A 24,575-nucleotide genomic window follows, 5' to 3' on the forward strand; every position below is an offset into this window, starting at 1 on the left:
GAGCGCAGAAAAACACATTTCTATCAGCAGATTAGGCATATCTTGGGAAGCCTTCAGCACTCGGCGAGGCGGGTGGCACACCCCCCGAAGCGGTCGCCGCAGCGACCATTCTGCCCCTCTTGATGGAGGGGATTTGGATCGCTTAGCAAAGCATACCTCAACGCGCGGCAGGCAGGTTGACCCGGTAAAGGCGGTAGCCTGAGGCAAGGTGAGGCGGGAGCGGCACGGGAATGAGCCAGTCCGGACATTGCCCGTTCAACAACTGGCTGTAGAAAACCGTTTGATTCCCGGGTTTGGAATACACCATGGGTTCGCCCGAGTGCGGAGCGAGCAGCAACAGGGTGATATGTTTCGAGGCAAGGAGTTGCCGGGTTGTATCCGCATTTGAGGCCGTCATGGCATGGTAGGCAAACAGAATGCCATCTTCATTCCGGTGGTTGGGCGTGGCGACAACCTCATAGGGAGTACGATAAATGATCTCGGTTCCAAAATCCTGGAACGCCAGGATGCGCTGTTTCGGAGGCAATCCGCTTTCCCGGTTGAGCCAATCACACAAGGTGTGGATCGATTCAACTTTCCCGGGGGACGAGGCGTTGGTTGCGGCGGGTGCTGTCTTTTCAGCCAATGCCAGCTTCAAGCCGAACCCGAGGAACAGGTTGGCGGTAAAAAAGGCCCCCATCATTGAAACTCTCAAGATGGAAAGCCTGACGCCCTGGTATCGCTCGGAAACCCATTCGAGGCAAGACCCTGTCAATTGCACAAAAAGAGGCAGCGCAACGGCCTCGGCGTACAAGACCCATCTGTATTGATAGAGCGCCAGTCCGCAAAAGACGAGCGTGGCAAGCAACAGATACAGGTCTTCCGTTTTGAATGCCGCGCCGCGCACAAAAAGACGCCAGACGGCCCAGGGTATGGCGAAGAGGCATGGAAACAGCCAAAGGATGACGGCCCCAGGGAAATCGTGCCAGGAGGAAAAAAGAGGGCGCTGTTCCTGGACCAGGTTCGCCCAGATTTTCATGGCTTCGGGGCTGACATTGGCCAGCGGCCCCAGAAGGAAGCGCGGGTTGGCCAGTTCGGCTGCGACGGCGGCAACGCCTGCTCCCGCAAGCCCGGCAACAATGCAAGCTGTTAGGGACTGCGGACACCGGCCTTTGCTATTCATAAAAGCCAGTACAGCCCAGAATGCGGCGACAACCGAAAAAACAAGCAAATGCACCAGCGACATCCTGTCCAATTCCCCGGCATTCCATTCATCAGGCCGGGTTTGAATGGAATAGAGCAGGGTGCTGCAGGCCAGGAGGCTGGTACTAAAGAAAAGATTTTTGTGCAGGGCGAGTTTTTCCCCCCGGAGCCAGAGCATGCCGAGTACCAGGAAGTTAATGGCTGTGATGACAAGTGTTTCGATGCTGATGGAAAGCGAAACGGCCTGCACAAGCCCGGCGACCCAGGCGGCTTTGGGTGAAAAGGGCAGGCACAAACAGCGAAGCATGCAGCCCATGTTCAGGGCCAGCAGGAAGAACAGCAGGGCATGGTGGTCGGGGCGCCCCGCTGCGCAGTAAAGAAGTATGCCCGGTTGTGTGGCTAGCAGAGGGCAGAGCATTCCCAGCCAGCCTGGCTTAACGACAGGTCGGCAGGCCCAGACGATGGCCAGGAGGCCCAGAACATAAAACAGCGGGCTGATCAGGATACCCGACCAGAGCAAGGCGGTTTTGAAATCCGTGAAGCAGCTTCCGGCCCCGGCGCAGAGCAGCAGGATCAAATCCAACAGGCGGCTCCATTGTGACGTTTCCGATTTGTCAGGGTTGCTGCGCGGAACGGTCGTGTCATACCAGTTGCCGGTATCGCGCAGGTGTTGGACGCGCATGAGGCGCGTGTAACCGTCCGCGTCGAGGAAATCACCAGGCTTGGCAAATATTCCAGCCTGATAAATGAACATCTGCATGAGAAACAGGCAGAGTCCGAAGCCAAGAACAGTTGTTAGCCGGATGCTTTTTATGGTTTTTTTACCCGGAAGAGATGATAGTCGGCCTGCAGGCCGGGCGGCAAAGGTATTTCCGAAAGCCAAACCGGGATTTTTTTATCCAGCAATTGGCGGTAGAACGAATTTTTGTTCCCGCTTTGATCGTAGAACCCGGCCTCGGCAGGGCTCCCGTCGATCAGTACAAGCGTGACTCCCCGTTTGTCCAAATCGAACCTTGCCTCGTCGGGATCGCTGCGATTCATCAGGTCATAGGTAAACAGCACGCCGTCCGCATTGCGGTGGTAAGGCGAACCCACCACTTCGATCCCCGTGCGGTAGAGGATCTCCGGGCCGTAATCGAGGTGGGTCAGGATGCGCTGGTGTGGCTCCCGCGACAGGGGCTGGCTTTTGAGCCAGCCTGCCAACTGCATCAGTGACCCGGCTTTTGCAGCTATGGCGGTCGGCTGATCCGGAGCATGCGCTGTACCCGACGGCCGGTTGAAAAGCAGGACAAACGGCAGATAAGCGGCGGCGAAAAACATGACAAGAAGGGTTCTCGCGGGAGAAAACCACTTGGGGTTGATGCGGGGTTCCAGCCAATCCAGCACCCGGGAAAGCAATTCCGTAAGTGGAAAAATCAGCATCAGCTCCGCGTAGGTCGCCCAGCGGATTTGGGCCAAAGTCAGGACGACAAAGAGGGCAATCCCGAACGCAAAATAAACGCCGACGCAAAGTTGCGCGGAATCCCTGATGCGGTTCTTGAAATCAAAGAACAGGAACGGCGCAACGAGAAAAATCGGCCCCAGCCACGTCAAGGTCTGGGGCAGCAGCGCTGAAGCGGAAGCGGCCAGGGGCGCCACTTCCCTGACATTTTTCAACCATAATTGCGCCAGTCGGGGATCAACGTTTGCATATGGCCCATGGAAAAAACGGGGCGAGAGAATATAAATGACAACGAGGCAAACAACCGCCCCGGCGGCGCCTGCCAACAGGCGTTGCGGCCACGATGCGATCACGCGCGGATTTTTTTCAAGGCGGGCCATCACAAACCAGAACAGGGTTTGGGCTGAAAACATTGCCAGATTCAACCCGCAGAGGCGGTCATACACGTCAAGGCGCAGGAGATGATCCGGCGTTTCAACCAGGAGCGCAACACACACACCACAGGTTAGGGCAAAGGACACGAGGAGATTTTGCCGGGCCGCATCCGGCCGCCGCGCCACCCATGCGAGCCCAAGCGCCAACTGCGCCAGCAGGCATACGGTCAAAGCTTCAACGCTGATCCATAGCATGAACGCCTGCATCAGGCCGGCGCAGATGAGAAGACGGTTGGAAGGGGGCCGTGTGAGAATGCGCAACATTTGGCCGGTGATGATGATAAAGCAAAACATCAGCAGACTGTGATGATCCGGCCTTCCGGCTTCATAGTAGTCGATGAGTGCGGGCTGGCAGAGAAAGAACAAACTCAAATGCATTCTGGATGCGGGTTTGAACAAAACGGCGCCGGCCCACGCCAAAGCCAGCACACTGAACGTTTGAACAACCGGACTGAACCAGACACCCCACCAGAACAGGGCGTTTTTCAGGCCGAGGAAGGGCCACAGAGGCAATGCTCCCAGAATCAACAGCACATCCAGAGGCCGGCTCCACTGCGAGCTTTCCCCGTGTGGCGCGTTGCTCTCGGGAACGGTTTGATCAAACCAATGCCCGCTGGAAAGCAAATGCTCAACGCGAAGGAGGCGCATGTAACCGTCGGGGTCCGCGAGTTCGCCATACGGTACCTGCGCGGAAATGCGATACAGCAGGGCCTGGATGACCAAAAAAAACAATGCGAGCGCGAGATGCGGGTAGTAGCGGCTCACGCTGGATGGCCTGATGAAGGTTTAACGCTGCGGCGCCTTTGTGGGCGCGGCAGACGCCGGAGCTGCGATCCAGCCTTGTTTCACGAAATAACTCTTCAAAAAGTCCGTCACCAGGCGGGCAATCCGCGCTGCGTCCTTGTCGAGGGCGGCATTTGGATTTTCTGCTTCCAACTTGAAAGCATACGGCTGGCCCGACGTGTCAAAAATCATCAGGCGCTCGGGATTTGTTTTATTATTAAGGGCCGCAAACTCCACATAAGCCTCGGAAGTGTGCTGTCCCGGGCCGTTTCCAAGTGAAAGGCTCAGGGCCTGGTTGGTTTCGTCCACTTTAAAGAGCCGTCCATCAATCAGCCAGAAATTGCCGGTTGGCAGCGGCAGATCCTTGCCATAGGGATAGGCGGGGAGAACTTCCCGGTTCAGCAATTCCACCAGCCGCCGGGTCACTGCGGTGCGGAGTTGTTCGCGAAACTGCACCAATTGGCCGCGTTTGCCTTCCATTTTGACCGTGGAGAGGTCCATATGAAAATCATAAACATAAATGGCGTCGGGACGGATGTTTGCGGCGGCAACCGTGGGCGGCGGCGGCTGGGGTTTGTTCCCCACACCGGTGGAGGCACAGCCGGCCAAAACCACAAGAACGCCGGCCCAAAGAACGGGAATGGGAAAACGCATAGTGGGGAAGTTTATGGATTCCTGTCCTGCGAGTAAAGAGTGATTCTAACCCGGATGTCTTTCGCACGCACCTACTTCTGAAAAGCCTGCAGTGCGTATAGGCGAAAGAGCGGCCAGAAATATGGGGTGCATCACCATCCGGGTTAAAAACAAAACCGCCTGAATGAGAATTTTTTTGAAAATAGAAGGGCCTTATTTTGAGGCGGTTTTGGAGTAGCCTGCTTGACCCCAAGCACATTCTCTTCTGCCTGCATAACAGCGCCAAGGGGAGATTTTCCATGACGGGTGTGAGATAAGCAGGCTACCGGCACGCCGTATGCTGCTCGACATAGGCATAAATAAGAGCAGATTTTCAGAGATCAAGGCAGGCGGTCGAATATGAATCGGGACGTCATGATAACAGCCATGCGGGAGGTGCTGCAATCCATCCAGGCCAGGAAATCCCTGGCGGATGTGCTGCAGGAAATTCTCAAGTGGGCCTGCCAGCTCACCAACAGCATCCATGGCTCATTTGTCACCGTGGACCATGAACGCGGCGTACTATTGATCACCAGCACACATGGGCCGGACTGGACCCCCGAGAAGAAAAGCCACACCATGAAAATCGGCGAGGGAATCACCGGCCTTGTCGCGGCGACAGGCAAACCTTATCTTTGCTCCGACACCACGCTCGATCCTCTTTACGTAAGCCTGTTTGATTTTGTCGAAAGCGAGCTGGCGGTGCCCGTCATCGCCCAGAACAAGGTCTGGGGCATCATCAATTTCGACGGGCGAAAAAAACACGAGTTCAACGAAACCACGGTTTCGGACATGGAATTATTCGCCCAACTGACTGCTGCCGCTATTGATATTCATCTGAGCTGGAGCCGGGAACAGCGCCTCCAACAGGAGCTGATGCAGGCGGAAAAATTGTCCTCGTTCAGCAAAATGCTTTCCGGGTTTGCGCATGAGATCAATAATCCGCTTGCCGCCATTCTGGGTGGCGCTTCTGTCCTGGCCTATGACAGCCCTGATTCCGGGCAGCGGCAGGAACTGGAGGCCATTGCCGCCGAAGCGCAGCGGGCCGCGACGCTGGTAAAAAATCTCCTGGCCTTTTCCCGGCGGCAAACCGCCAAAAAGGAGGTCCGGGACATCAATGTGCTGGTGCAGGACGCATGCGCTCTCGCCTGGCATCAACTCAAACAAAAGGGCATCAGCCTGGTTGTGTCGCTGTCTGAAAAGCCGCCCCATGCGGAAGTCCAGCCGCTGCAAATCCAGCAGGTGCTCTTGAACCTTTTCAGCAATGCGGAAAGCGCCATCGCGGAAGAAGGCCGTCCCGACGGCGAGATCCGGGTGGCAGTCAGCGAAGAAAATGGAGAGGTGTTGATTGAGGTGGCGGACAACGGCGTTGGCATGGAATCCGAAACAAGACGTTCGATCTACGACCCGTTTTTCACCACCCGCGATGTCGGCAAAGGCGCCGGACTTGGCCTGTCGATTGCGCACGACATCCTGAGCTTCCATGGAGGCAGCATCACCTGCAAAAGCGGATTGCATGCGGGATCGATATTTTACATCCGACTGCCCGCGAGCCGGATGCAACCGGAAGCGGCTTCTGTGATCCCACCCCCGGCGACCTCGAAAAAAAGCAAAATACAGCGTCCGGCCATAACCATGCGGGTTCTGGTTGTGGACGATGAAGACCAGATTCGGACCGCTCTGGAACGCTTTCTAAGTTCCAAAGGATTTCACGTCGAGACAGCCGTCGATGGAATGGCGGCTCATTCCCTGGCCCATGAGCAGGATTTTGACGTGGTGTTAAGCGACATCCGGATGCCGCGAATGGATGGATTTGAGTTGTATCGGGCGTTGAACGAGATCAACGAGTTGTACGGCAGGCGCTTTGTTTTTATGACGGGGAACCTTATTACGTCAGAGACCCATGAATTTATCCAAAACACCAAGTGTCCGTGCATTGAGAAACCGTTTCAATTCGATGTGATTTTCAAAACCCTTTTGGAACAGTCGTGCGTGTGAAGAGATCGCAATGACAGTTGCATTGCCGCGCGGCTTGGCATAAAAATGGCCGCATGATTCAAACCGCCGACCCTGAAGCCGCCATCCAGGAAAAGACAAAGGAACTTTGCGCGCTTATCCTCGCGTTGCCCCATTTTCACGGCTTGACGCAGGATGTGAAAGCTTTCCTGGATGACGAAAAATCGCAGGAACAATACCGCGCTGTCAGCCTGCGCGGGCGCGAGCTTCACGAGAAGCAAAAGGCCGGGGGCAAGGTGGCTGAAACAGAAGTCGGCGAATTTGAAAAGATGCGTTTTTCCCTCATGGAAAACCCCGTGGCCCGGAATTTTATTGAAGCCCAAGGTGAAATGAACCGGATTCAGGATTCCATCAACCGGTATCTGAGCAAATGCTTCGAACTGGGGCGGGTGCCCGAGGCGTCGGATTTTGAGAGCGAGGGTGATTGTTGCGGCGGCGGGTGCGATTGCAAGTGAGCGCAGGGTTGGCAATTGTGACGGATGTGTAAAATTTCACGGGTAAGGCAGCCCATGGCCAATTTTAGTCGGGACAAGGCGGGCTCGAAAGGGCTTTAATTTTGCCGGAGTTCCACCATGACAAAACACAAGCTCGATCCGTTTTTGGTTGAAAAAGAAAAGAACAAGCTTCTTAAAATCATGATCCTGCTGGCCAAGGTTTATAAGAAGGGCGCCAAGAACAAGGAACAAAAGCGGGCTTGCAGCCAGGTTGCCGATGACCTCAAGGCCCTCCGCAAGAAATCCTGAACTAGAATTCCAATTTCGCCGTGATGTCCTTCAAGGGCGGTTGGTTTTTGGCGGCGGGCGTGTCCAGATAACCATAGACCAGCTTGGAACCCAGCAGCGGCAGAACCTGCCGCGAGAGCGGCGCCATGGGTCCCATCGCCATTACCGCCAGACGCAGCTTTGGGAAATCCAACAAAAGTCGGACAAGCACGCCCAAATCCTTCGGGGTGCGGGTCAGGGCGGATATTTTATACGCATTCACACGGTGGCGCCGGAATATATCAAGCCAGCGCAGGGCCTTGCCGTAGGTGAGTTTTCTTTGAACCGAATGGGCGGACAAGATAATGCCCTTGCTCCGGTCGCGCGCCAGCCTCAACACAGGTTGCAACAGCTTCAGATTTTGCAGTTCGAGATCCACCGCATCGACATACGGGATGAGTTTTTCAAAGAGCAGGATGCGTTCGGTGGATTTCCAGGAATGGCTGCCGCCTTCCCGCCGGGTCCGAAGCGTCAGCAGGATGGGATTTTGCCTTTTTCTCAAATAGCCGATGATTTCGTCCGGATCAGCGCCGTTGCTGTGGAACGTGTCATAGCGCAATTCCACCAAATCGGTTTGGGGCTGGGGTCTGACAATGAGAGGAAGCCCGGCAGGTGTCGAAATGCAACCCACCGCCAGCACGGGTTTTTTCCAGTTAATACGGCGCAGCGACGGCATGTACTATCATAATAAAGAGAATGCGATTCCGCAAGTCCACCGGTAACTTCAATGAATCGATACGCTTCTTTTCCGCGACCGGTAGGCGCCGGGCGACATCCCGATATGGCGTTTAAAGGCCACGGAAAATGCAAAAGCGTCGTTGTAACCGGATTCCAGGGAAATGGTCCGGATCTTTGCGTTTGTTGACGCCAATGCGGACGCGGCATGCTGCATCCGGAGAAACGCGAGCTGTTTCATCGGACTGCGCCCCGTGGATTGCTTGCTGAGCACGCGCAACAATTCAATGCTTATGCCTCCTTCGCGGGCGAGTTCCTCCAGCGCCCAACTGCGCGCAAGATCCGACTCCACGAAAGCCCAGAGTTTCCACAAACGATCTTCCATGTGCAGATTTCGCGCGATGCGCAACGAATGTTCATGGATGAGTTCAACGTAGAGTTTTTGGATGGGGGCCGCCGCAAGCCGGATGGTTTCGCGGTGGAGGCCGCGGATCGCCTCCTCCAGCGGCTCCCCGACCGCACGCACGAGCATGGGTTTGGCGGATGAAATCATGGGCGCCTGCTCTTTCGGTTGGTTATAGCAAACCCAACAGATCCGCCAAAGGGCGCGGCCCGCGGCCTCGTACCCGTGCAGGACATGGGGAGGCATCAGATAAGCCATGCCACCAGAGAAATTTTTATATTTGCCATCAATGCAAGCCTTGCCCCGCCCTTTGACGGACACCATCAGGACGCTCATGTCCGGATTGGGCCGCACGAACCGGAATCCACTCAGGGCCTCGCTGATCCCAACGCTGCTGATGCCGTGAATCCGCAACAGCGGGCAGGCGCGCGAATCCACAATCCATTCGCGGGTGTGTTTTCCGATGGATTCGATTTCACCGGGTTCTTTCACGAAACGCGCCATATCGGTAGCATGAAGGAGCAACCTCCAAGAATCAACCTCCCGCATGCGCAGGGGATGCTTCCACCCGTGATTTCCCGGGGTAGCGCCTGTGTATTTTCCTGGATTGGGATTTCACAAATGTTTTATGGGATTACCCCCATGTTTCCCCTGCCGGGTTTTGCTTAAATTGACGGAATGCCGACCACAAAACCTGCCGCCCAGAAAATCTCCGCTACCGCCAATCTCCCGGATCTTTCCGGCGAATACCCGCTTGCGCCGGAGCAAATCAAACACTTCCGCTCCGAAGGATTTGTCATCCTACGCGGCGTCCTCACACCCGAAGAGGTCGAGGCTTACCGGGCGGAAATCAAACGGGCGACCTTTGAGTTGAACAAGGAAAAGCGGAAACTTGAGGAGCGTGACGCCTACGGCAAGGCATTTCTCCAAACATTGAATCTCCGGCTCCACAGCGAGGGGGTCAGAAAACTTGTCACAAGCCGTCGGCTCGGCAAAATTGCCGCAGATCTGATGGGTGTGGACGGTGTTCGTGTTTATCATGAACAGTCGCTGTTCAAGGAACCGGGTAAAGGAACCAATCCCACCCCTTGGCATCAGGACCAATACTACTGGCCGCTTGAAGAGTTGACGACGCTAGGCTTTTGGATGGCCTTGGTTGACGTTGAGCAGGGCATGGGAGGGATGAAGTGGGCTGCGGGGACCCACAAGCTTGGATTCCTGGGCCAGCACGCCATTTCCGACGAATCCCAGAAATATTATGAGGCCTATATCCAGGAGCATCACATTCGGGTCACGGAAGGCGTCCCGATGAAGCAGGGGGATGTTTCCTTCCATTACGGCTGGACGCTTCATGCCGCAGGCCCAAACTGTTCGAACAAACTGCGCGAAGCCATGATTGGCACCTATTTCGCCGACGGCATGCGGGTCATGAAACCAAGCAATGCTTCCCAGGAAGGGGACCGGGTGAAATTCCTCGGTGGAAAACAGCCCGGTGAACTCGCCGACAGCCCGCTCAATACTCTTGTTTACAAAAAATGCTAAAGCTCCAGTCGGCGTCTGTTGAGCGTAGCGTGTACGATCAAAATCAAGGCCAGCCGCCTGGTGGGAAAACAGATCATGTATTACAAGACCGATTGGGCTGATGCGAAAAAGCGTCTTGAGGCTTTCTGGTTCGGCGAATTGACAGACCGCTGTTGCGCCGTTATCCTGGCACCGCGCAAAACCTCGAAGTTGCCAAAGTTCCCCCATTTGACGAACGGCCCGTGGCTGGGTGGCCTTGAAAAATTCAAGGAGGACGACATCGAAGCCATCCGCAGGTGGTGGTGCGATCCGGAGCAAAACTATCAACGCGCCATCACTTGGATGGAAAACACCTATTTTGGCGGCGAGGCAGCCCCCGGCACCTACATCAACTGGGGCGCGTCGGCCGGCTGCGCATTTTGGGGCAGCCCGCCGGTGTTCAGCAAGACGAGTGTCTGGTATCACAAGGTGATTGAAGATTGGGAGACATGGAAATGGCATTTCGACCCGGCCACCAATCCCTCGCACCAAAACATTCTTGAGATCCAGCGTTGTTTCGCGGAGCGCTGCGGAGGGCGTTACTTTGTCGGGATGCCGGAGATCGGCAACGCCGCCGACAATCTTTCCCTGATGCGCGGCATGGACGACCTTTGCATGGATTTGCTGGGCGATCCCGATGAAGTCAAAAATGCCGTGGACGTCATGAGTGATGCCTGGGTGGCGCTGCACGAGGAACTCCACGCCATAAGCGCTCCCTTGAACGAAAACGGAGCCGTGCTGCCGTGGTTGAATCTATGGGCTCCGGGACGCCACGACCAGATCGCCAACGATTTTTCGACCACAATTTCGAGCCCCATGTTCCGGGAATTCTTTTTCCCTGAACTTCGCAAAATGGGCGGCTGGCTGGATTACACCACGTTTCATTTGGACGGTCCGCGCTGCATTCACAACCATGTGGATGCGCTGCTGGAATTGGAGGAAATCGATTGCATCCAGTTCACTCCGGGCGTGGGCAGCCCGCCCGCCACAACCCCGGAATACATCCCGATTTTCCAGAAAATCCAACGCGCCGGAAAGCGGCTTTACCTGCTCGCCGAGCCGGCTGAAATCGAGTTCCTGCTGTCGCAACTGTCCGCGCGCGGGCTGTTGCTCAACACTTGGGCGGATTCCGAGGACGCGGCAAACGATCTGCTCGGAAAAATGGCGAAGTGGTCCCGGGTGCGTGACTGAAAACTATGGCGTGATACCCTACCTCGCATTTATCCGCGGACGTACGCCCGCGGCCTTCTGCAGAGGCGGGTGAAAATTGTAATTTGTGAATCTCCGATTCTCCCTCTACCTTCCCATCAGGCATGCAGCACCTGAACGATGTAGAACTCATGGCCGAAATCGGCGGCGAAAATGAGGCGGCTTTTGCCGAGTTGCTGCGCCGGCATCAGAACCTTGTGTATGGCACTGTTTATAAATTGCTCGGACAGAATGCCTCCGACGCCGAGGACGTGGCCCAGCAGGTTTTTATCAAGGTTTACCGCGCGGCGCCCCGCTATCGCCCGGAAGCCAAATTCACCACATGGCTGCTGACCATTTGCCGAAACTGCGCCTTCACCCACATCAAACGCAACAAACGGCACCTGGCCCAGCCGCTGGTCTATCAGGACGAGGATGGCGAACGGGAAACCCTGTTGCCGGACCCGGCTGCCATTTCCCCGGACGACACTCTTTTGCACCGTGAAATGCAAAGCGCCATCGAAAACGCGGTGGCAAACCTGCCTCAAAGCCAGCGGGAAGCCCTGGTTTTGCGCCAATATCACCAGCTCGATTACGCGGAAATCGCCCGCGTGATGAAGATTTCGATCCCTTCGGTCAAATCCCTGCTGTTTCGAGCACGCGAAATGCTGCGTTTGGAATTGAGAAAATATATGGGAACAAGCTGATTTTCAGAGCAACTCCACACCCAAAACAGGGTTAAATATCATGAAAACAATGAAACAGGAACCGTCAGACCCTCTTGACCGGCTGTTGGCTGAGGCGCCCATGCCAAAGGCCCCGGCCTGGTTTGAGGCCAAAACACTCGCCCGGCTGCGCCGGGAAGAGCAAAACCGCGCGCAATGGCCCGGTTTTGTGGCTGTCTTCCTGACGGCCCGAGGCAGATTCTTCGCAGCCTGCGCCGTGGGTTGCACGGCCCTGCTGATTCTTGGAATCACCCTTGCGTGGCAGGGCGGCTCAAAGCCCGTTAGCGCCGGCACTGTGGCTGACAATAATATGTTTGATGCGTTTGCCGCATTCAAATCCGTGGCCACCGAGGAAGATGCTTGGAACTCCGAGGGGTTTTAAGCACACTATCGTCATGAAGAGGCTGCTTTTGTTTCCCGTCTTGCTTGTGACCCTCCTGGCCTGCGGTGGGACGGGCAACGCGCAAGTCCCCCCCCAGGAACCCCCGCCTTCAAATAATTCCGGGCCCGGCCCCGACGCGGGACATCACGGGCCTTTTGGGAAAAATGAAAAAGGCCCGCGCCCGCCCTTCCCCCATCCCTTTCTGGTCGCCGGAGATCCGCGATTCCAAAAAATGCTCATCATCGCACTGGTGCCACCCGACCAAGTCGATAAAAAACTTGCGGAATGGCCCGATTACAAAAATCTCGACGCGGAAAAAAAGGCGCAGATGGCGCAGAAAATGGGGGAGTTCCGGGAACGGATCCATCACACCGCGCTTGAGGAAGCCGAAAAACTGGGGTTGCAGCTTCCTGACAACAAGAAGGAAGCTTTTGTGCAGGCCTACTGGAACAAACGAATCGTGGCCGAGTCGGCGCTTCGCAAGGAAGCGGAGGAAAAAGACAAAGCCTCCATGCAAAGGATCCGCGACGAATTGAAAAAAGAGTTTCAGTGAAGCTCCCCAACCCTTTGATCTCAAAGGCAGATTAAGTTAGTGCCGTTGGCGCCTAACCTCTTTTGCGCGCTCTCTTGCTCGCCTTTTGTTCCTCAGGGCTGATCCTGAGAAGATTCACTACAACATAGCGGGCTTTGAGCAGGAGGAACAGCCCCAACACAAGATACAGAAGTCCATAGGGCGTCATCGTGGCCAGCACATCCCCGACCAAATGGCGAGAGACCTGACTCGGCTCTTCAAGCGCCATGGCGCGGAATATGCCGGAAATGCCGGAGACAACACCCACGATCCCGGAAAGGATGTTCGACAGGCCGAGAAGTTTTACGAGAACGGTTGCCAACGTGTATGGTTTCATATTGTTTTTGTACGTCAAACAATGATTTGCCCATCGATGATGTCACCGTAATTGCGAATGTTTAAGTCACTGATCTTTCTCTTCTCGATTAGTGAGGTCATGTTTTTTGCCGAACAGTATTGTTTAACGACGTGTTGTATAACTTCCTGCAAAGGCAACTCGATTGTGAACAACCTGCCCTTAGCGCTGCATGAAAACAGTTTGCCCGCTCGCATCATCGAAACAAGAGCAAATTCGGTGAGAACACCCTCCGAAGCGAATGATAAAAACATCCGCTGCGCAAGATGCGCAGCGGTGCGGGCAGGATGCCCGCGCTCCCGTTAAATGCCAAAGCATGATCCGCGCCTTCAGCGCTCGGGTTTTACTTCTGGATCCTGACTTCTGAATTCAAAATTCATCATTTCCTCCCCGCCCTCCGCGATCTTCCTGTAAAAATGCTTTTTTCGCAGAAGCTTGCAGCTTCCAACAGAACAAGGCATAAGGGGTGCGTGTTGAACGACGAACCCAAGCCCTTTTTCGAGCATCTGGAGGATTTTCGAACCATGCTGCTGCGCTGCATCACCGTGCTGCTTGTCACGACCGGTTTATCGCTGCTTTTCGTCCGTCAAATCCTGGAATTTCTCCAGCATCCCCTGGTCATCGCCGCCGCCAAGCAGGGCGGCGACATCAAGCAATTCCTGTTCGCCTTCGGCGTGATGGACTCGCTTTCCATCATCCTGAAAACAGCCCTCATGTCGGGACTGATCTTGGCGCTGCCGTTTTTATTTTATTTCATCGGGCTGTTCATCCTGCCGGCCCTCAACTTGAAGGAACGCCGCCTGCTGCTTCCGGCGTTTGCAGCCGGAGGAATCCTTTTCCTTTCCGGGACCGCCTTTTGTTACTTCCTCATCCTCCCCCAGGCCCTCACCTACATGATCAACCTCGGCAACTGGATCAATGTCCGTTCCAATTGGCCGCTGGATCAATACCTCAGCTTTGTCATGCAATTTCTGGCCTGTGTCGGACTGTCGTTTGAGTTGCCGCTGGTCATCATCATCCTGGCCAAGCTAAACATCGTCAACAAACCGCTCCTGTGCCGCTACCGCAAGCATGCATTTGTCCTCTTCCTGATCTTCGCCATGGTGATCACGCCGTCGCCCGACCCCTTCAGCATGCTGGCCCTGGCGGGGCCGATGTATGTCCTGTACGAAATCAGCATCTTTTTCACCGGGTGGATCGACCGCGACCGTCAGCGGCGCCAGGAAGAGGAATCCCTGAGTTAAAAAATGAATGGGACGGCACAGCGGCCGTCCCTCCAGTTCCAGCGTAACCATCAATGCTCAGTAGCTAAAATTTTGCGTCTTGGCGTCTTTGCGTGAGAAATGTTAGTGATCCATCAGGAATCCCACTCAACGAACTCAACCACGGTCCCGGTTTGCAGCGTCCAGATGTTCTGATACTCCGGATGAGGCGTGATTTTTTCGGGATTGAGCACAATGCCCTCGGCCACGACCCGGCCATTTTGAATTTCAAACGGCAAAAGCTCCCCGTTGATGCGGATACGGTACCGTGTTGGGTCCAAATAATTGATATACTTCTTCACCTTCCCCTTGCGGATGCCGCCAAGCAGCCCCAGCAGGATAAAGAACAGCGGGGTTGCCAAAACCATGAAGGCCAGGCCATAGATCCAGATATCCTGCCACGGCAACGCCCGGTGCAGGGGCCGACTCAACGACTCGTTGATGGAGGCCACCTGCGGCAATTGATTCAGCCTGTAACACAAATAGGGCGCCAGACGGGACAGAAACGGTACCGGCAACAGGTTGAAGGCAAAGGCCGCTGCGCCGATCTGCGGGCGTTGAATGTAAAGATAGAAGGTCCCCAGAATCCAAAAGACCCTGACAATAAGCCAGGTGGCTTCCATGTCCCCGCCAAAGGCCGAAACCAGCGCGCTGCCCCGTGGGCTGGGGCTGTCTTCCTCTTCCCGCTGTTGCACGATTTCCCGTTCGGGCGGAAGTGGCGGGAGCTTGTCCCCGGACAGTGCGGCACCGCGGCTCTCGCGGGTGACAACCGTGCGCACTTCCTCCTTCTGGGTGGTTGAACGGGTTGTGCCTGACGACATTGCGTTCTTATTGCAAACGGTGACGCTCACCGTTGCGACGTGCCAGTCCTCATCCTTGATGTCGGCGCCCAAGGCCCTGCAAATGGACCGGTACAGGCCCATGGAATTCCGCATGGTGACAAGCGGGTTGACCAGGCGCAACGAGGGCACCTCAGTTTCGGTCGCTTCCACGGATGATTTTCGGATGGTCTCAACACGTTCCATCACATCAGAGCCCTGGTTGGATCCAATATTGGAAACAACGCTCCCGGCAGCAGTCGCCGCCGGACTTGGATTTGTTTTTTCGGCCGCAACTTGAGGTTGATCCACCCATTCCTCCATCGGAGGCACCCAGATCATGTATTGCGAAAAATTGATGAAAATCAGGGCAATGAGCAGTTTCGGGCTTCGCTCCAAGACCGTAAAAGTAAATATGCAAATTAAAACCAGATCAAACAGAAGGTTTGCTTCCATGTATGATCCGATTTTCATCCGTTTGGGCCCTGCAATCCTGTTCCCTAAAATCGTTTAGATAACTGGCTTTATAATGCAGAAAAAAGGGCGCGCGACCACTCCCATTTTGAGGCTTACACCTATTAATTCATCCGGCATTAATGACGCTTTGTCTGTTGCCTGGATGCCACGTCGCCCGGCGTTGCCGCGCTCCTAGCAGTGACGCGCGCATTGCTTGATTTCTTCCTTTCATACCCGTGGTTGCCATTAGCCATCAAAACCCCTAGGATAAATTTTCTCATGCCCTCGTTTTACATCAAAACCTATGGCTGCCAGATGAATGAGCGGGACTCCGAACAGGTGGCCCGCCAGCTTCGCGAGCGCGGCTATGCCAAGGCAGCCAGCGAGGGTGAGGCCGATGTGATCCTGCTCAACACCTGTTCCGTGCGCGATATGGCGGAACAAAAGGCCCTCGATAAAATGAAAAACCTGCAGGGCTGCAAAAAACGCAAACCTTCCCTGGTGCTCGGCTTTATGGGTTGCATGGCCCAAAGCCGGGGGCAGGAACTGGCAGGGATGCTGCCCGGGCTGGACTTGGTGGTCGGCACGCAAAAATACCATAAAGTGGCCGATTATGTGGAGCAATTGCTCTCCCGCAGAAATCCCGACATGGACAACCTGCGCCAGGCAATTGTCGATACCGCGGAGGAACCCGGATCGCAAAACACCGTGCGAGACCACGAGTTGCGACAGCGTCAGGTTACGGCTTTTGTTTCCATCATGCAGGGCTGCGACATGCACTGCTCCTTCTGCATCGTGCCTGACACGCGCGGAGGCGAACGCAGCCGGCCCATCCCGGATATAGTCGCCGAAGTCCGGGAACTGGTGTCGAACGGCATCAAGGAAGTAACCCTGCTCGGACAGATTGTGAACCACTATGGCCGGCATGAGTTTCCGGCTGACGCGCCGGGCAGGAGCCCCTTTGTGCAACTGCTTTATGCGCTGGAGGAAATCGACGGCTTGGAACGCGTCCGCTTTACCTCGCCGCATCCCATCGGTTTCAAGGCAGACCTGGTCCGGGCGCTCGGAGAACTGGAAAAGCTCTGCGAGCATGTCCACCTGCCCGTCCAATCCGGCAGCAACCGGATCCTGAAAGCCATGCGCCGCGCCTATACAGCAGAACGCTATCTCCAACTTGTGAATGAAATCCGGGCCGTCTGCCCTGAAATGGCCCTGACCACGGACATCATTGTCGGATTTCCGGGGGAGACCGAGGAGGATTATCTCGAGACCCGCAAACTGGTGGAAACGGTGCAGTTCGACAACGCCTTCATCTTCCGTTATTCCGAGCGGCGCAACACTCCGGCGGCCTTACTGCCGGGACAGGTGCCCGAGGAAATCCGCGAGACCAGAAATCAAGACCTGCTGGGGGTGCTGGATACCATCGCTGCGCGCAAAGCCCCGTCAATCCTGGGGCAAACGGTGGAAATCCTGGTTGAAGGTCCGAGTAAAAATAATGCGGCCCGCCTCTTCGGCCGCACCCGCGGCAACAAGATTGTGATTTTTGAGGGCGACGAGCGCCATCGCGGCCAGCTCCTGCCGGTGAAGATCATCGACTCGACCGGATTTACATTTTACGGCGACCCGGTGATCTACTAGTGGTCTGTTTTCCGCGCAACCCTCCGGGCCGCTGTTCTTTGCACCGCTGGCTGTGTTGCTCGCTTGTCCCGTATCGTCCAGATAGGGGCCTGCGCTCGCGTCTTGCCAGCAGCGCAAATCCCAAGCGGCCAACCCGTCATTTCACGGAAAACAGGCCACTAGGCCTTCCGCCACTGCCGGAGGGCGGGCAGCATATTGACCCTCGACGTGATTTTTCTCAAAAATCTGCGCGGGCTCAATCTCAGAATGTTGATCAGGCTTTTTGAGTCGAACGGTTTTTGCAAAAGATACAGCGGAATGCCGTCGAACTCCTTGAGAAATTCGGAAAAGTGCTCGGGAGGAAACCCGCTCATGAGCACAATTTTCAGGAACGGCTGCTTGGAATTTTCGCGCATGATCTCATACGCCTTTCGCACAAAAGCCAGTCCATCCATGCTCGGCATGGTGTAATCGACCATGATGATTCCCGGCAATTCCCCCTGCTTTAAAAGCTCCAGGACGGCTTCCGGATTATAGAAGGATTTGGATTCGTAGCTGTTAAGCTTCATGAGGGATTCGATTGAAGACATGACATTTTCATCATCTTCAATGATATAGGTCAGGCGGGGCACATTTCCAACCGCCGGCAGCGGAATGCCGTCGGATTTTTCCGGCTGGATCAGGTCCATTTCATGCTCCGATTCAGGCTGATAGAGCGGCCAGGTAAATGTAAATTCCGTTCCGATATTTTTTTGCGACTTTATCTCCACGCGTCCGCCGTGTTGTTTCATGATGCCCTGCACCATGGGCAGGCCGAGGCCCGTGCCGGCACCGACGTCCTTTGTGGTAAAAAACGGCTCGAAAATACGCGGCATATCCCTCGGATCAATTCCCGCTCCTTCGTCCATTACCGCCACCGTCACGGTAGTGCCATGCACAGCGGAAAAGACCCGGATTTTCCCGCCGTTCGGCATCGCATCGCGCGAATTGTTCAGGACATTGAGAAAGCAGTGGCTCAGGGCGGAATAACAGCCATTGATCAACAACCTGCGTTCCTGCCGGGCCTCTTTGGGGCGTTCCAGCAATTCGTCCAATTCAACGACGTAACGGGAGCCATATGAGCGGCGGGCAAGCGCGACCACATCCTGCACAAGGTCGATCAAATCGATGACCTCCATGACGAGGCTTTGCTTGCGCGCATATCCCAGCAGGCTGCGTGTCAGCGAGGCCCCGTTCGCGCAGGCTTTCATGATCCGTTCCATGGCATCGGTCAATTCCCCGTCCTTTTTCCGGGTCATGAGAAAAAATTCGGCATGGCCCTGGATCGCCATGATCAAATTATTGAAGTCGTGAGCCACCCCGCTGGCCAGCGCGCCTATGCTCTCCAGCTTGCGCGCGTTCATCACCTCTTCCTGAAGCCCGAGCCAGGGTGAGACATCGCTGAAGGACAGAAAGAACCAGTAATACCACTCGTTTTGTTCCTGGTGCCTGTGAATCTGCACCTTCACGGCCAGGGAACTGTTCTCCGGCTGCCCTGTTTCAAAGATGGGCAGCGCGATGTTTTCGTCCCGGGAGAGCCCCTCGAAGGCCTGCGTCAGGTAAATGACAAGATTGTTAGGCAACTCCTCCCAGCGGACCGGCGCGTCGCCCAGGTTCGTTCTCGGGATGCCCAGGAGGTGCTGCGCCTGGTTGTTCGCCGACACCAGCAAATACTGCGCGTCCGACCCGACCCGGAACAAAATTTCCGCGGGCCCGCTGGCCTTTTCGCTAAAATCAGGCAGCAGGCGGCTTTCGAGATCCAAAATGGCGGGTGGAACCTTCACATGTGATATACAGCCAATTCCAAGTGATGTCTTAAACTCAACCCTCTTATTTTGGAATGTAAAGTTTCAATAATTGCTATTGTGCCGCTTGTTCGCTTCTTTCACATACCGCCAGGCATTCAAAATGCGCCGTCTGCGGGAAAAGATCCACCGGTTGAAATTGCAGCGGGTTCCATTGCGGGGCGATTTCCTTCAAATCCCGGGCCAGCGTCGAGGGATTACAGGAAAGATAAACCAGCTTCCGGGCCGGCAACCCGGCCAGCAGCTTCCGCATCCCCGGGCTGAGGCCTTCCCGCGGCGGGTCCACCACAATTTCCGCGTCTTTGAGTTCGGGCAAATGCAGGAACTCCGGCAACACTTCCTCGCATTCCGCCTCGCGCACTTCCACATTCTGCGCCGCAATTCCGCGGGCTTCCTGCGCCAGTTTTGCGTCCGATTCCACCAGAATCACCCGCTCCGCTTTTTTGGAAATGCCCGGCGTAAAAAAGCCCGCCCCGCCATAACACTCAATCACCAGCGGCGCGCCTGCCGTGATTTGCAAGGCCACAAGTTCGCGCAGGGGATCGAGCAGGAACCGGTTCGTTTGATAAAAACCTTCCCGGGGGATTTCATCCTCGCGGAGGGAATAATGCTCCCGTCGGCCCGGATGCGAGCGCAGGTATCTGAGCTTGCGGTTCACCTCGACCGAGGCAATCACGCATTCCTCGACTTCCACCAAACTGCGCCCATCGCAACCGCGAAATCCAACCCGTTCGTCCTCCTGATGGACGCTGATGCGGTTCCGGTATCCATAGGGCTGGGGCGATTTTAAAAAATGCAGGATATTCGGATTTTGGATCCCGCCAATCCGGCCCAGCACATCACGCAACTGCTTTTCTTTTATTGCCAGTTGGGTTTCATAATCCAGGTGCTGGTACTGGCAGCCGCCGCAAACCCGGTAATAGCGGCACTTCGGTTCGCAGCGTCCGGCCCCGCTCCGGATCAATTCCGCGATCTCTCCGTGCGCATAGTCCTTTTTTACGCGGGTGATTCGGACCTTCAACTGCTCTTGCGGCGCCGCATAGGGTATGAAAATCACACGGCCCTCGTGACGCGCCACCCCGTCGCCGCCAAAGGCAATATCATGAATCTCAACTTCGACGATGTCGCCCGGTTTCATATTTGGTGGTTGTCGATGGAAATGAAAAAACCCGCCCCTTGCGGAAGCGGGTTGTTCCAAAAAATAATGCCGACTCAATACCAATTGTTATACAGGTCCGCCGGAGGATAGGGCTGCACCTGGCCGGAATCGTACGCCGGGCTTTTTAAGGAATCATCGATTACCATGGCAAAGGGAAAGGTGGCAACTTCAGCTATTCCCACCATCACATCCATGATCATGCGTGTGGTGCCCTGAACAAAACCTTTTGTGGTGCCAACCGTGGGCCCATCGGACATGGTCAGACCATAAGGGGAATCAAAAAGTTCAGCGGGCGCCAATATGATATTGGCCAGGCCTTCGCCCAATTGATCATACACATTGCGCTTCTTCGGCATGCTCAGATCGGCAGAGGCCATGGAAACAAACGCCAATAACAGGACGGCAGTCATCAATTGCTTCATGGGTGAATTTTTACGCGTTTCACGTTAATAATGCAAGCCCAGAAGTACGCCCCGGCCTTTAACGCCCGGGAGGATCGTTCTCGAGGCTTTTCCGGTAATAATCGATCACTGCGTTTGCCACAATCTCGGCATATTCCCGGAAGACGCTCCGATACTTTTTGCCGCCGATATCGCGCTCTCCTTCGTAGTCTCCCGCAATAATCCGCGGGTATGCGTCCCGGTCGTTCATATAGGGGCCCTCGACAAAGACCACCGGCCCCGGGAACAAGCGGTTGGCCAGCAAATTTCGCGACCAGACATAGGGACTGGTTCCGGCGCGCGAGGCGCCTTCGGGGGAATTTTCGTAATTTTCCGGGGCGTAATTCCACACCTGGGTCACCCGGTCCGCAATGGAATCCGCCACCCGCTGCTCAACCCCGCTGGTTCTCTCCAATAATTTGTTAAACAGGACAAACTTCATGTCGTCAAACTCAAGCTCGGACGGCAGATAGGAGCCATGCACAAAAATCACAATCTTATTCACCCGCATAAGCCGGGGCCGCCTCCCCCATGCGGCGGCATTGTAATGGATGCACAGGGTCAGATCCGGCTTCAACTCGCTCACGGTTGTTGCGCGGGCGCGGATCTCCGCCACGCGGTAAAACAAAAGTTCCGAATACCACTTGGCGAGTTTAATCAGGCCGGCGGGGCCGAGACGCTGGGCCTTTTTCGCATCGCGGAGCCACATCATTTGGACTCCCTCGGCCTGCAAATTTTCAGGGCGCAGCGGGGTTGCGGGTATTCCCAATTGCCGCGTCCAAACCACCTCGGCGCCCGCTTCCTTGAGCAAAGGCTCCATCAATTGGCATGTCGTATAATTCAATTCCCCTTCTTCGACCACCGGCCCCTGGCCGATCCGGAATTTCCGCTCCTCAATGTCCGACCAATCGCCGCCAATATGGCCGGGGTCGAGGCAAATACGCAGCCCCTGCAAGGGCTTTTCCGGGGTGGCTCCGGCCAACTTCCGGATCAACAGCGGCTTTTCCGGCGGGGGCCAGGGTTGTTTTTCCCGATCTGAGTCGGCCAGATGGAGTTCCCAAAGCTGGTTTTGCTTTTCCTTGTCGGAGTAAACCCGGACGGCCCCGTCATCCAGCGCCAGATATTGATAGATCGATCCGTCCGGAGAATACAAACGGAGCCGCGACTCAAGCTCGGCGCGGGTAATCGTGTTTTGATACCGGTCGAGGAGCCGCCAGTCCGGCTCGGTCGCCAGCATGGTGAGCTTGGCCCATACCGAAGCGCAGCACAAAAGCCAGATGAACGCTGTCAGCGTCGCAAATCCCGGGCGGCCAACCCGCCATTTCAGAGCGCATGGGTCGCCAGTCCCGTGTCTATTTCCCAACTGCTTTTAAATCCAGCTTGAGTTGCATGACCTGCCCCGTCTGGGCGGAAACCCTGGCATAACCGAATTCCACTTCCTTGTCCCCTTTCGCATTTGGGCCAAAGAGATGGGCAATCCAAACTGCGGGCGATAACGGCCCGCTATCATCCTTCTTCAGCCAAAGGTTTACGCTGGAAATTTTCACGTCCTTGAGCGCCGAGCTGTTTTTCAAAATGGACAACAAATCCCGGGAATCGATTTTCAGTTTTGACTGGTCGATGATCTCCTCCTGTTTGTAGGCAAAAACGCGGAATTGATCCATCTGGGTGTAGCCATCGCGGATGCTGGTAATTGCATTGCCCGAAACCGTCACCATGCTCCCATCCTGGGCCGCATAGGGATCATAAAACAAAATCTGCCATTCCATCGGGAGGACGCCGACGGTCCCCGCTTTCCCGTAAATCTGCAACAGGCTTTTGCGGGCGGTATCATTCACCTGCTTCTTTGCCAAGTCCCGCGCCTCAAAGGCAGTGAGCGCAAAAGACTGAACTCCCAAGAGAAGCGCCAGAAAAACGGAACACAGAGCGGTTTTAATCATGATTGTCCTCTAGCAAAGCCGCGCCCCGCCTGCAACAGGCATTTAACCCGAATCGTTCTGCCCCTTCGGAACTATTCGCATCGGGCGGTTGCCGGGGCAGGCAAAGTCGGGGTTAGACCCCGCCCGGCCGTTCCGGCAACTGTTCAAGTTCAAACCAAAAAGCACCGTCGGATTCAGCTTCAGAACGCACTTGGGTGTGCTGTGAGCGAACAACCTCACCGATGCCCTTCATCCGACGGGCGGCCGCCCGTCGGATTCAGCTTCAGAGCGCACCAGTGCGCCCTGCAATCAAAAGATTACCACAAATGCCAACATACAAGGAGCGGCCTGAGTTCAGTATATGTTAGGGAACCCCCTATTTCTTTTCAGCCAGGACGAGGTTGTAGTTCTTGATGAAATAGGCCACGCCGGAAAAAATCGTGATGGCGAGCGTGAGATACAGCATCGGCTTCAGCAGGCAATCCTGCAGCTTGTGGACCAGGTCCGGATACCAGTTCATTTGCTGAAAACTCAACAAGGCCAGCCCGATCAAAACCGTCACGATCTGCGAGATGGTCTTGTGCTTGCCGATGCGCTCCGCCGCCAGAATGACGCCCTTGGCTGCCGCGAGCGTTCTCAGACCGGTGATCAAAAATTCCCGCGCGATGATGAAAACCACAATCCAGGCGGGCGCCATTTGATGGTCCACGAGGCCGATGTAGGCGGCGCTGATCAGGACTTTGTCCGCCAAGGGATCCAGCAGTTTGCCCAATTCCGTGATGAGATGATAGCGGCGGGCCAGGTAGCCATCCAGCCAATCGGTCAAACTGGCCGCAGCAAAAACGAAAAACGCGGCAAACCCGGACCAACGGGCGTCGATTTCCATTGTCAGGGCAAAAACAAGGCAAAGGAAAAGTCTGCCGACGGTCAGTTTGTTTGGGAGATTCACGGCGTTAAATGGGGCATTCGGTTCGTCAGCAATCGCAAGGGGGTATCATTGCGACGGAACGCGTACGCGTTGAAGACCGGGCTGGTCGTATTTCCCGTAATTCTGGCCGTTGTAGATAATGTTCACAACCGCGGCCTCGCGCATGTTGATCACGAACGCATCGGCAGTCCACGGGGTTTGGTCCGGCTTGGGCATGATATCCCCAGCCGGGAGAATGTCTTCAAAAAGGGTTTCTTCCTTGCCTGCCCGAATTGCGGTCACACGCACCCAGCGCGCTTCCTCCCTGGCATCGGCATCCGCCTGCAACTCGAGCCTGTTCGGATAAACCACAGGCTTGGGAACGGGAGGTTTGTCCGCCACGGGCGCGGGCGGAGTTACAGGCTCGGCTTTGGCGGGTTCGGCGGGGTTGGGAGCAACTGTCTCCGCGCGTGGAGTGATCGGTTCGGCTTTAACTGCCGGAAGCGCCTTTTTCTGGTCTTCCTTGGCCGTGGCGGCGGGCGCCTCGACTTCGTGGACTTGCTGCTTCTTTTCGTGTGTCAGGAGAGGGCTGCTGATGTACTGTCTGTAGGCCCATGTGCCACCGAAGCCCAGGGCTACCAACAAAACAAGCACAATCACGACCAGGCCAATTCCCTGCGGCGTGGCCACGGGCTGGGAGGAACGCTTGGGTATGGCTTCCAAGTCCTCCGGCTGAAGCTCGAGCATATCCAGCGATTCGCGCGCCACGCGGTTGAACTGCTTCAGCATGCCCCAACCGTCCAGTCCCAGTTCGCGCGCATACAGGCGGATAAAGCCGCGCGCATAGGCAACGCTCGGCAGGCGGTCAAATTCGTCCGACTCCATGAGTACCAAGGAGTCTTTCTTCAGCTTGGTCCGTTTGGCTGCTTCCTCAAGAGTCCAACCTTTTGCCTGCCGTCCGGCGGCCAGTTGTTGCCCTATTGTTTTTTCGTTTAAGGTCTTCAT

Annotated in this window: 24 protein-coding genes; 10 read left to right on the forward strand and 14 right to left on the reverse strand. The window is 55.7% G+C overall.

The genetic code is table 11. The annotated features are described in order from the left end of the window. Nucleotides 1–157 precede the first annotated feature (157 nt). Genes PHD76_00985 through PHD76_00995 form a run of 3 tightly spaced genes read right to left on the reverse strand, consistent with a single transcriptional unit; the run spans nt 158 to nt 4,494 of the window. Nucleotides 158–1,942, reverse strand: coding sequence for a hypothetical protein (locus PHD76_00985; protein MDD5260400.1), 1,785 nt, complete (start codon nt 1,940–1,942; stop codon nt 158–160). A gap of 50 nt (nt 1,943–1,992) precedes the next feature. Beyond that, nucleotides 1,993–3,822: a hypothetical protein gene (locus PHD76_00990; protein ID MDD5260401.1), complete on the reverse strand. Its 1,830-nt coding sequence runs from the start codon at nt 3,820–3,822 to the stop codon at nt 1,993–1,995. 21 nt (nt 3,823–3,843) lie between these two features. Next, the gene (locus PHD76_00995) at nt 3,844–4,494 is read right to left on the reverse strand and encodes a DUF4410 domain-containing protein (GenBank protein ID MDD5260402.1); all 651 of its coding nucleotides are present in this window, start codon (nt 4,492–4,494) and stop codon (nt 3,844–3,846) included. A 393-nt stretch (nt 4,495–4,887) separates the two neighbouring features. Between PHD76_00995 and PHD76_01000 the strand changes: the two genes are divergently transcribed. The 3 genes from PHD76_01000 (at nt 4,888) to PHD76_01010 (ending at nt 7,271) form a co-directional block, all read left to right on the forward strand. Next, nucleotides 4,888–6,510, forward strand: a complete 1,623-nt coding sequence (locus tag PHD76_01000) for a response regulator (protein MDD5260403.1) — start codon at nt 4,888–4,890, stop codon at nt 6,508–6,510. Nucleotides 6,511–6,563: 53 nt separating this feature from the next. After that, a complete protein-coding gene (locus tag PHD76_01005; protein MDD5260404.1) occupies nt 6,564–6,983 on the forward strand; it encodes a YlbF family regulator in 420 nt (139 codons plus the stop codon). A 117-nt stretch (nt 6,984–7,100) separates the two neighbouring features. Continuing rightward, nucleotides 7,101–7,271, forward strand: a complete 171-nt coding sequence (locus PHD76_01010) for a hypothetical protein (GenBank protein ID MDD5260405.1) — start codon at nt 7,101–7,103, stop codon at nt 7,269–7,271. 1 nt (nt 7,272) lies between these two features. On the opposite strand, the gene PHD76_01015 is transcribed toward PHD76_01010, so the two are convergent. Further along, a complete protein-coding gene (locus PHD76_01015) occupies nt 7,273–7,965 on the reverse strand; it encodes a type I 3-dehydroquinate dehydratase (protein MDD5260406.1) in 693 nt (230 codons plus the stop codon). Between the two features lie 48 nt (nt 7,966–8,013). Continuing rightward, nucleotides 8,014–8,871, reverse strand: coding sequence for an AraC family transcriptional regulator (locus tag PHD76_01020; GenBank protein ID MDD5260407.1), 858 nt, complete (start codon nt 8,869–8,871; stop codon nt 8,014–8,016). A 174-nt stretch (nt 8,872–9,045) separates the two neighbouring features. Here PHD76_01020 and PHD76_01025 point away from each other — a divergent pair, with 174 nt between their 5' ends. The 5 genes from PHD76_01025 to PHD76_01045 all read left to right on the forward strand — a co-directional run bounded on the left by PHD76_01025 (nt 9,046) and on the right by PHD76_01045 (nt 12,775). After that, nucleotides 9,046–9,909 (forward strand): phytanoyl-CoA dioxygenase family protein, encoded by an 864-nt coding sequence (locus tag PHD76_01025; protein ID MDD5260408.1) that lies wholly within the window; start codon nt 9,046–9,048, stop codon nt 9,907–9,909. Between the two features lie 18 nt (nt 9,910–9,927). Next, complete coding sequence (locus PHD76_01030) at nt 9,928–11,118, forward strand: hypothetical protein (GenBank protein ID MDD5260409.1); 1,191 nt, start codon at nt 9,928–9,930, stop codon at nt 11,116–11,118. Between the two features lie 122 nt (nt 11,119–11,240). After that, nucleotides 11,241–11,822 (forward strand): sigma-70 family RNA polymerase sigma factor, encoded by a 582-nt coding sequence (locus PHD76_01035; protein MDD5260410.1) that lies wholly within the window; start codon nt 11,241–11,243, stop codon nt 11,820–11,822. A gap of 40 nt (nt 11,823–11,862) precedes the next feature. Then, nucleotides 11,863–12,222, forward strand: coding sequence for a hypothetical protein (locus PHD76_01040; protein MDD5260411.1), 360 nt, complete (start codon nt 11,863–11,865; stop codon nt 12,220–12,222). 13 nt (nt 12,223–12,235) lie between these two features. Further along, nucleotides 12,236–12,775: a hypothetical protein gene (locus tag PHD76_01045; GenBank protein ID MDD5260412.1), complete on the forward strand. Its 540-nt coding sequence runs from the start codon at nt 12,236–12,238 to the stop codon at nt 12,773–12,775. A 52-nt stretch (nt 12,776–12,827) separates the two neighbouring features. On the opposite strand, the gene PHD76_01050 is transcribed toward PHD76_01045, so the two are convergent. After that, nucleotides 12,828–13,130 (reverse strand): hypothetical protein, encoded by a 303-nt coding sequence (locus PHD76_01050; GenBank protein MDD5260413.1) that lies wholly within the window; start codon nt 13,128–13,130, stop codon nt 12,828–12,830. Between the two features lie 488 nt (nt 13,131–13,618). Here PHD76_01050 and tatC point away from each other — a divergent pair, with 488 nt between their 5' ends. Then, a complete protein-coding gene (gene tatC, locus PHD76_01055) occupies nt 13,619–14,392 on the forward strand; it encodes a twin-arginine translocase subunit TatC (GenBank protein ID MDD5260414.1) in 774 nt (257 codons plus the stop codon). A gap of 113 nt (nt 14,393–14,505) precedes the next feature. Here the strand turns inward: tatC and PHD76_01060 are convergent, their stop codons facing one another. Further along, complete coding sequence (locus PHD76_01060) at nt 14,506–15,684, reverse strand: hypothetical protein (GenBank protein ID MDD5260415.1); 1,179 nt, start codon at nt 15,682–15,684, stop codon at nt 14,506–14,508. Between the two features lie 279 nt (nt 15,685–15,963). Here PHD76_01060 and miaB point away from each other — a divergent pair, with 279 nt between their 5' ends. Continuing rightward, a complete protein-coding gene (miaB, locus tag PHD76_01065) occupies nt 15,964–17,322 on the forward strand; it encodes a tRNA (N6-isopentenyl adenosine(37)-C2)-methylthiotransferase MiaB (protein ID MDD5260416.1) in 1,359 nt (452 codons plus the stop codon). A 158-nt stretch (nt 17,323–17,480) separates the two neighbouring features. On the opposite strand, the gene PHD76_01070 is transcribed toward miaB, so the two are convergent. The 7 genes from PHD76_01070 to PHD76_01100 form a co-directional block, all read right to left on the reverse strand. Beyond that, nucleotides 17,481–19,124, reverse strand: a complete 1,644-nt coding sequence (locus tag PHD76_01070; GenBank protein MDD5260417.1) for an ATP-binding protein — start codon at nt 19,122–19,124, stop codon at nt 17,481–17,483. 76 nt (nt 19,125–19,200) lie between these two features. Further along, entirely contained in the window at nt 19,201–20,283 is a 1,083-nt protein-coding gene (locus tag PHD76_01075; GenBank protein MDD5260418.1) for a TRAM domain-containing protein, read from the reverse strand. 74 nt (nt 20,284–20,357) lie between these two features. Next, entirely contained in the window at nt 20,358–20,726 is a 369-nt protein-coding gene (locus PHD76_01080; protein MDD5260419.1) for an exosortase system-associated protein, TIGR04073 family, read from the reverse strand. A gap of 58 nt (nt 20,727–20,784) precedes the next feature. Next, nucleotides 20,785–22,107, reverse strand: coding sequence for a hypothetical protein (locus tag PHD76_01085; GenBank protein ID MDD5260420.1), 1,323 nt, complete (start codon nt 22,105–22,107; stop codon nt 20,785–20,787). Then, nucleotides 22,097–22,684, reverse strand: coding sequence for a hypothetical protein (locus PHD76_01090; protein MDD5260421.1), 588 nt, complete (start codon nt 22,682–22,684; stop codon nt 22,097–22,099). Before PHD76_01090 ends, PHD76_01085 begins: the two co-directional genes overlap by 11 nt. A 355-nt stretch (nt 22,685–23,039) precedes the next feature. Beyond that, nucleotides 23,040–23,612, reverse strand: coding sequence for a CDP-diacylglycerol--glycerol-3-phosphate 3-phosphatidyltransferase (gene pgsA, locus PHD76_01095; GenBank protein ID MDD5260422.1), 573 nt, complete (start codon nt 23,610–23,612; stop codon nt 23,040–23,042). 45 nt (nt 23,613–23,657) lie between these two features. Continuing rightward, nucleotides 23,658–24,575, reverse strand: a complete 918-nt coding sequence (locus tag PHD76_01100) for a helix-turn-helix domain-containing protein (protein MDD5260423.1) — start codon at nt 24,573–24,575, stop codon at nt 23,658–23,660.

The organism is Candidatus Methylacidiphilales bacterium (assembly GCA_028713655.1).
Classification (GTDB): domain Bacteria; phylum Verrucomicrobiota; class Verrucomicrobiia; order Methylacidiphilales; family JAAUTS01; genus JAQTNW01.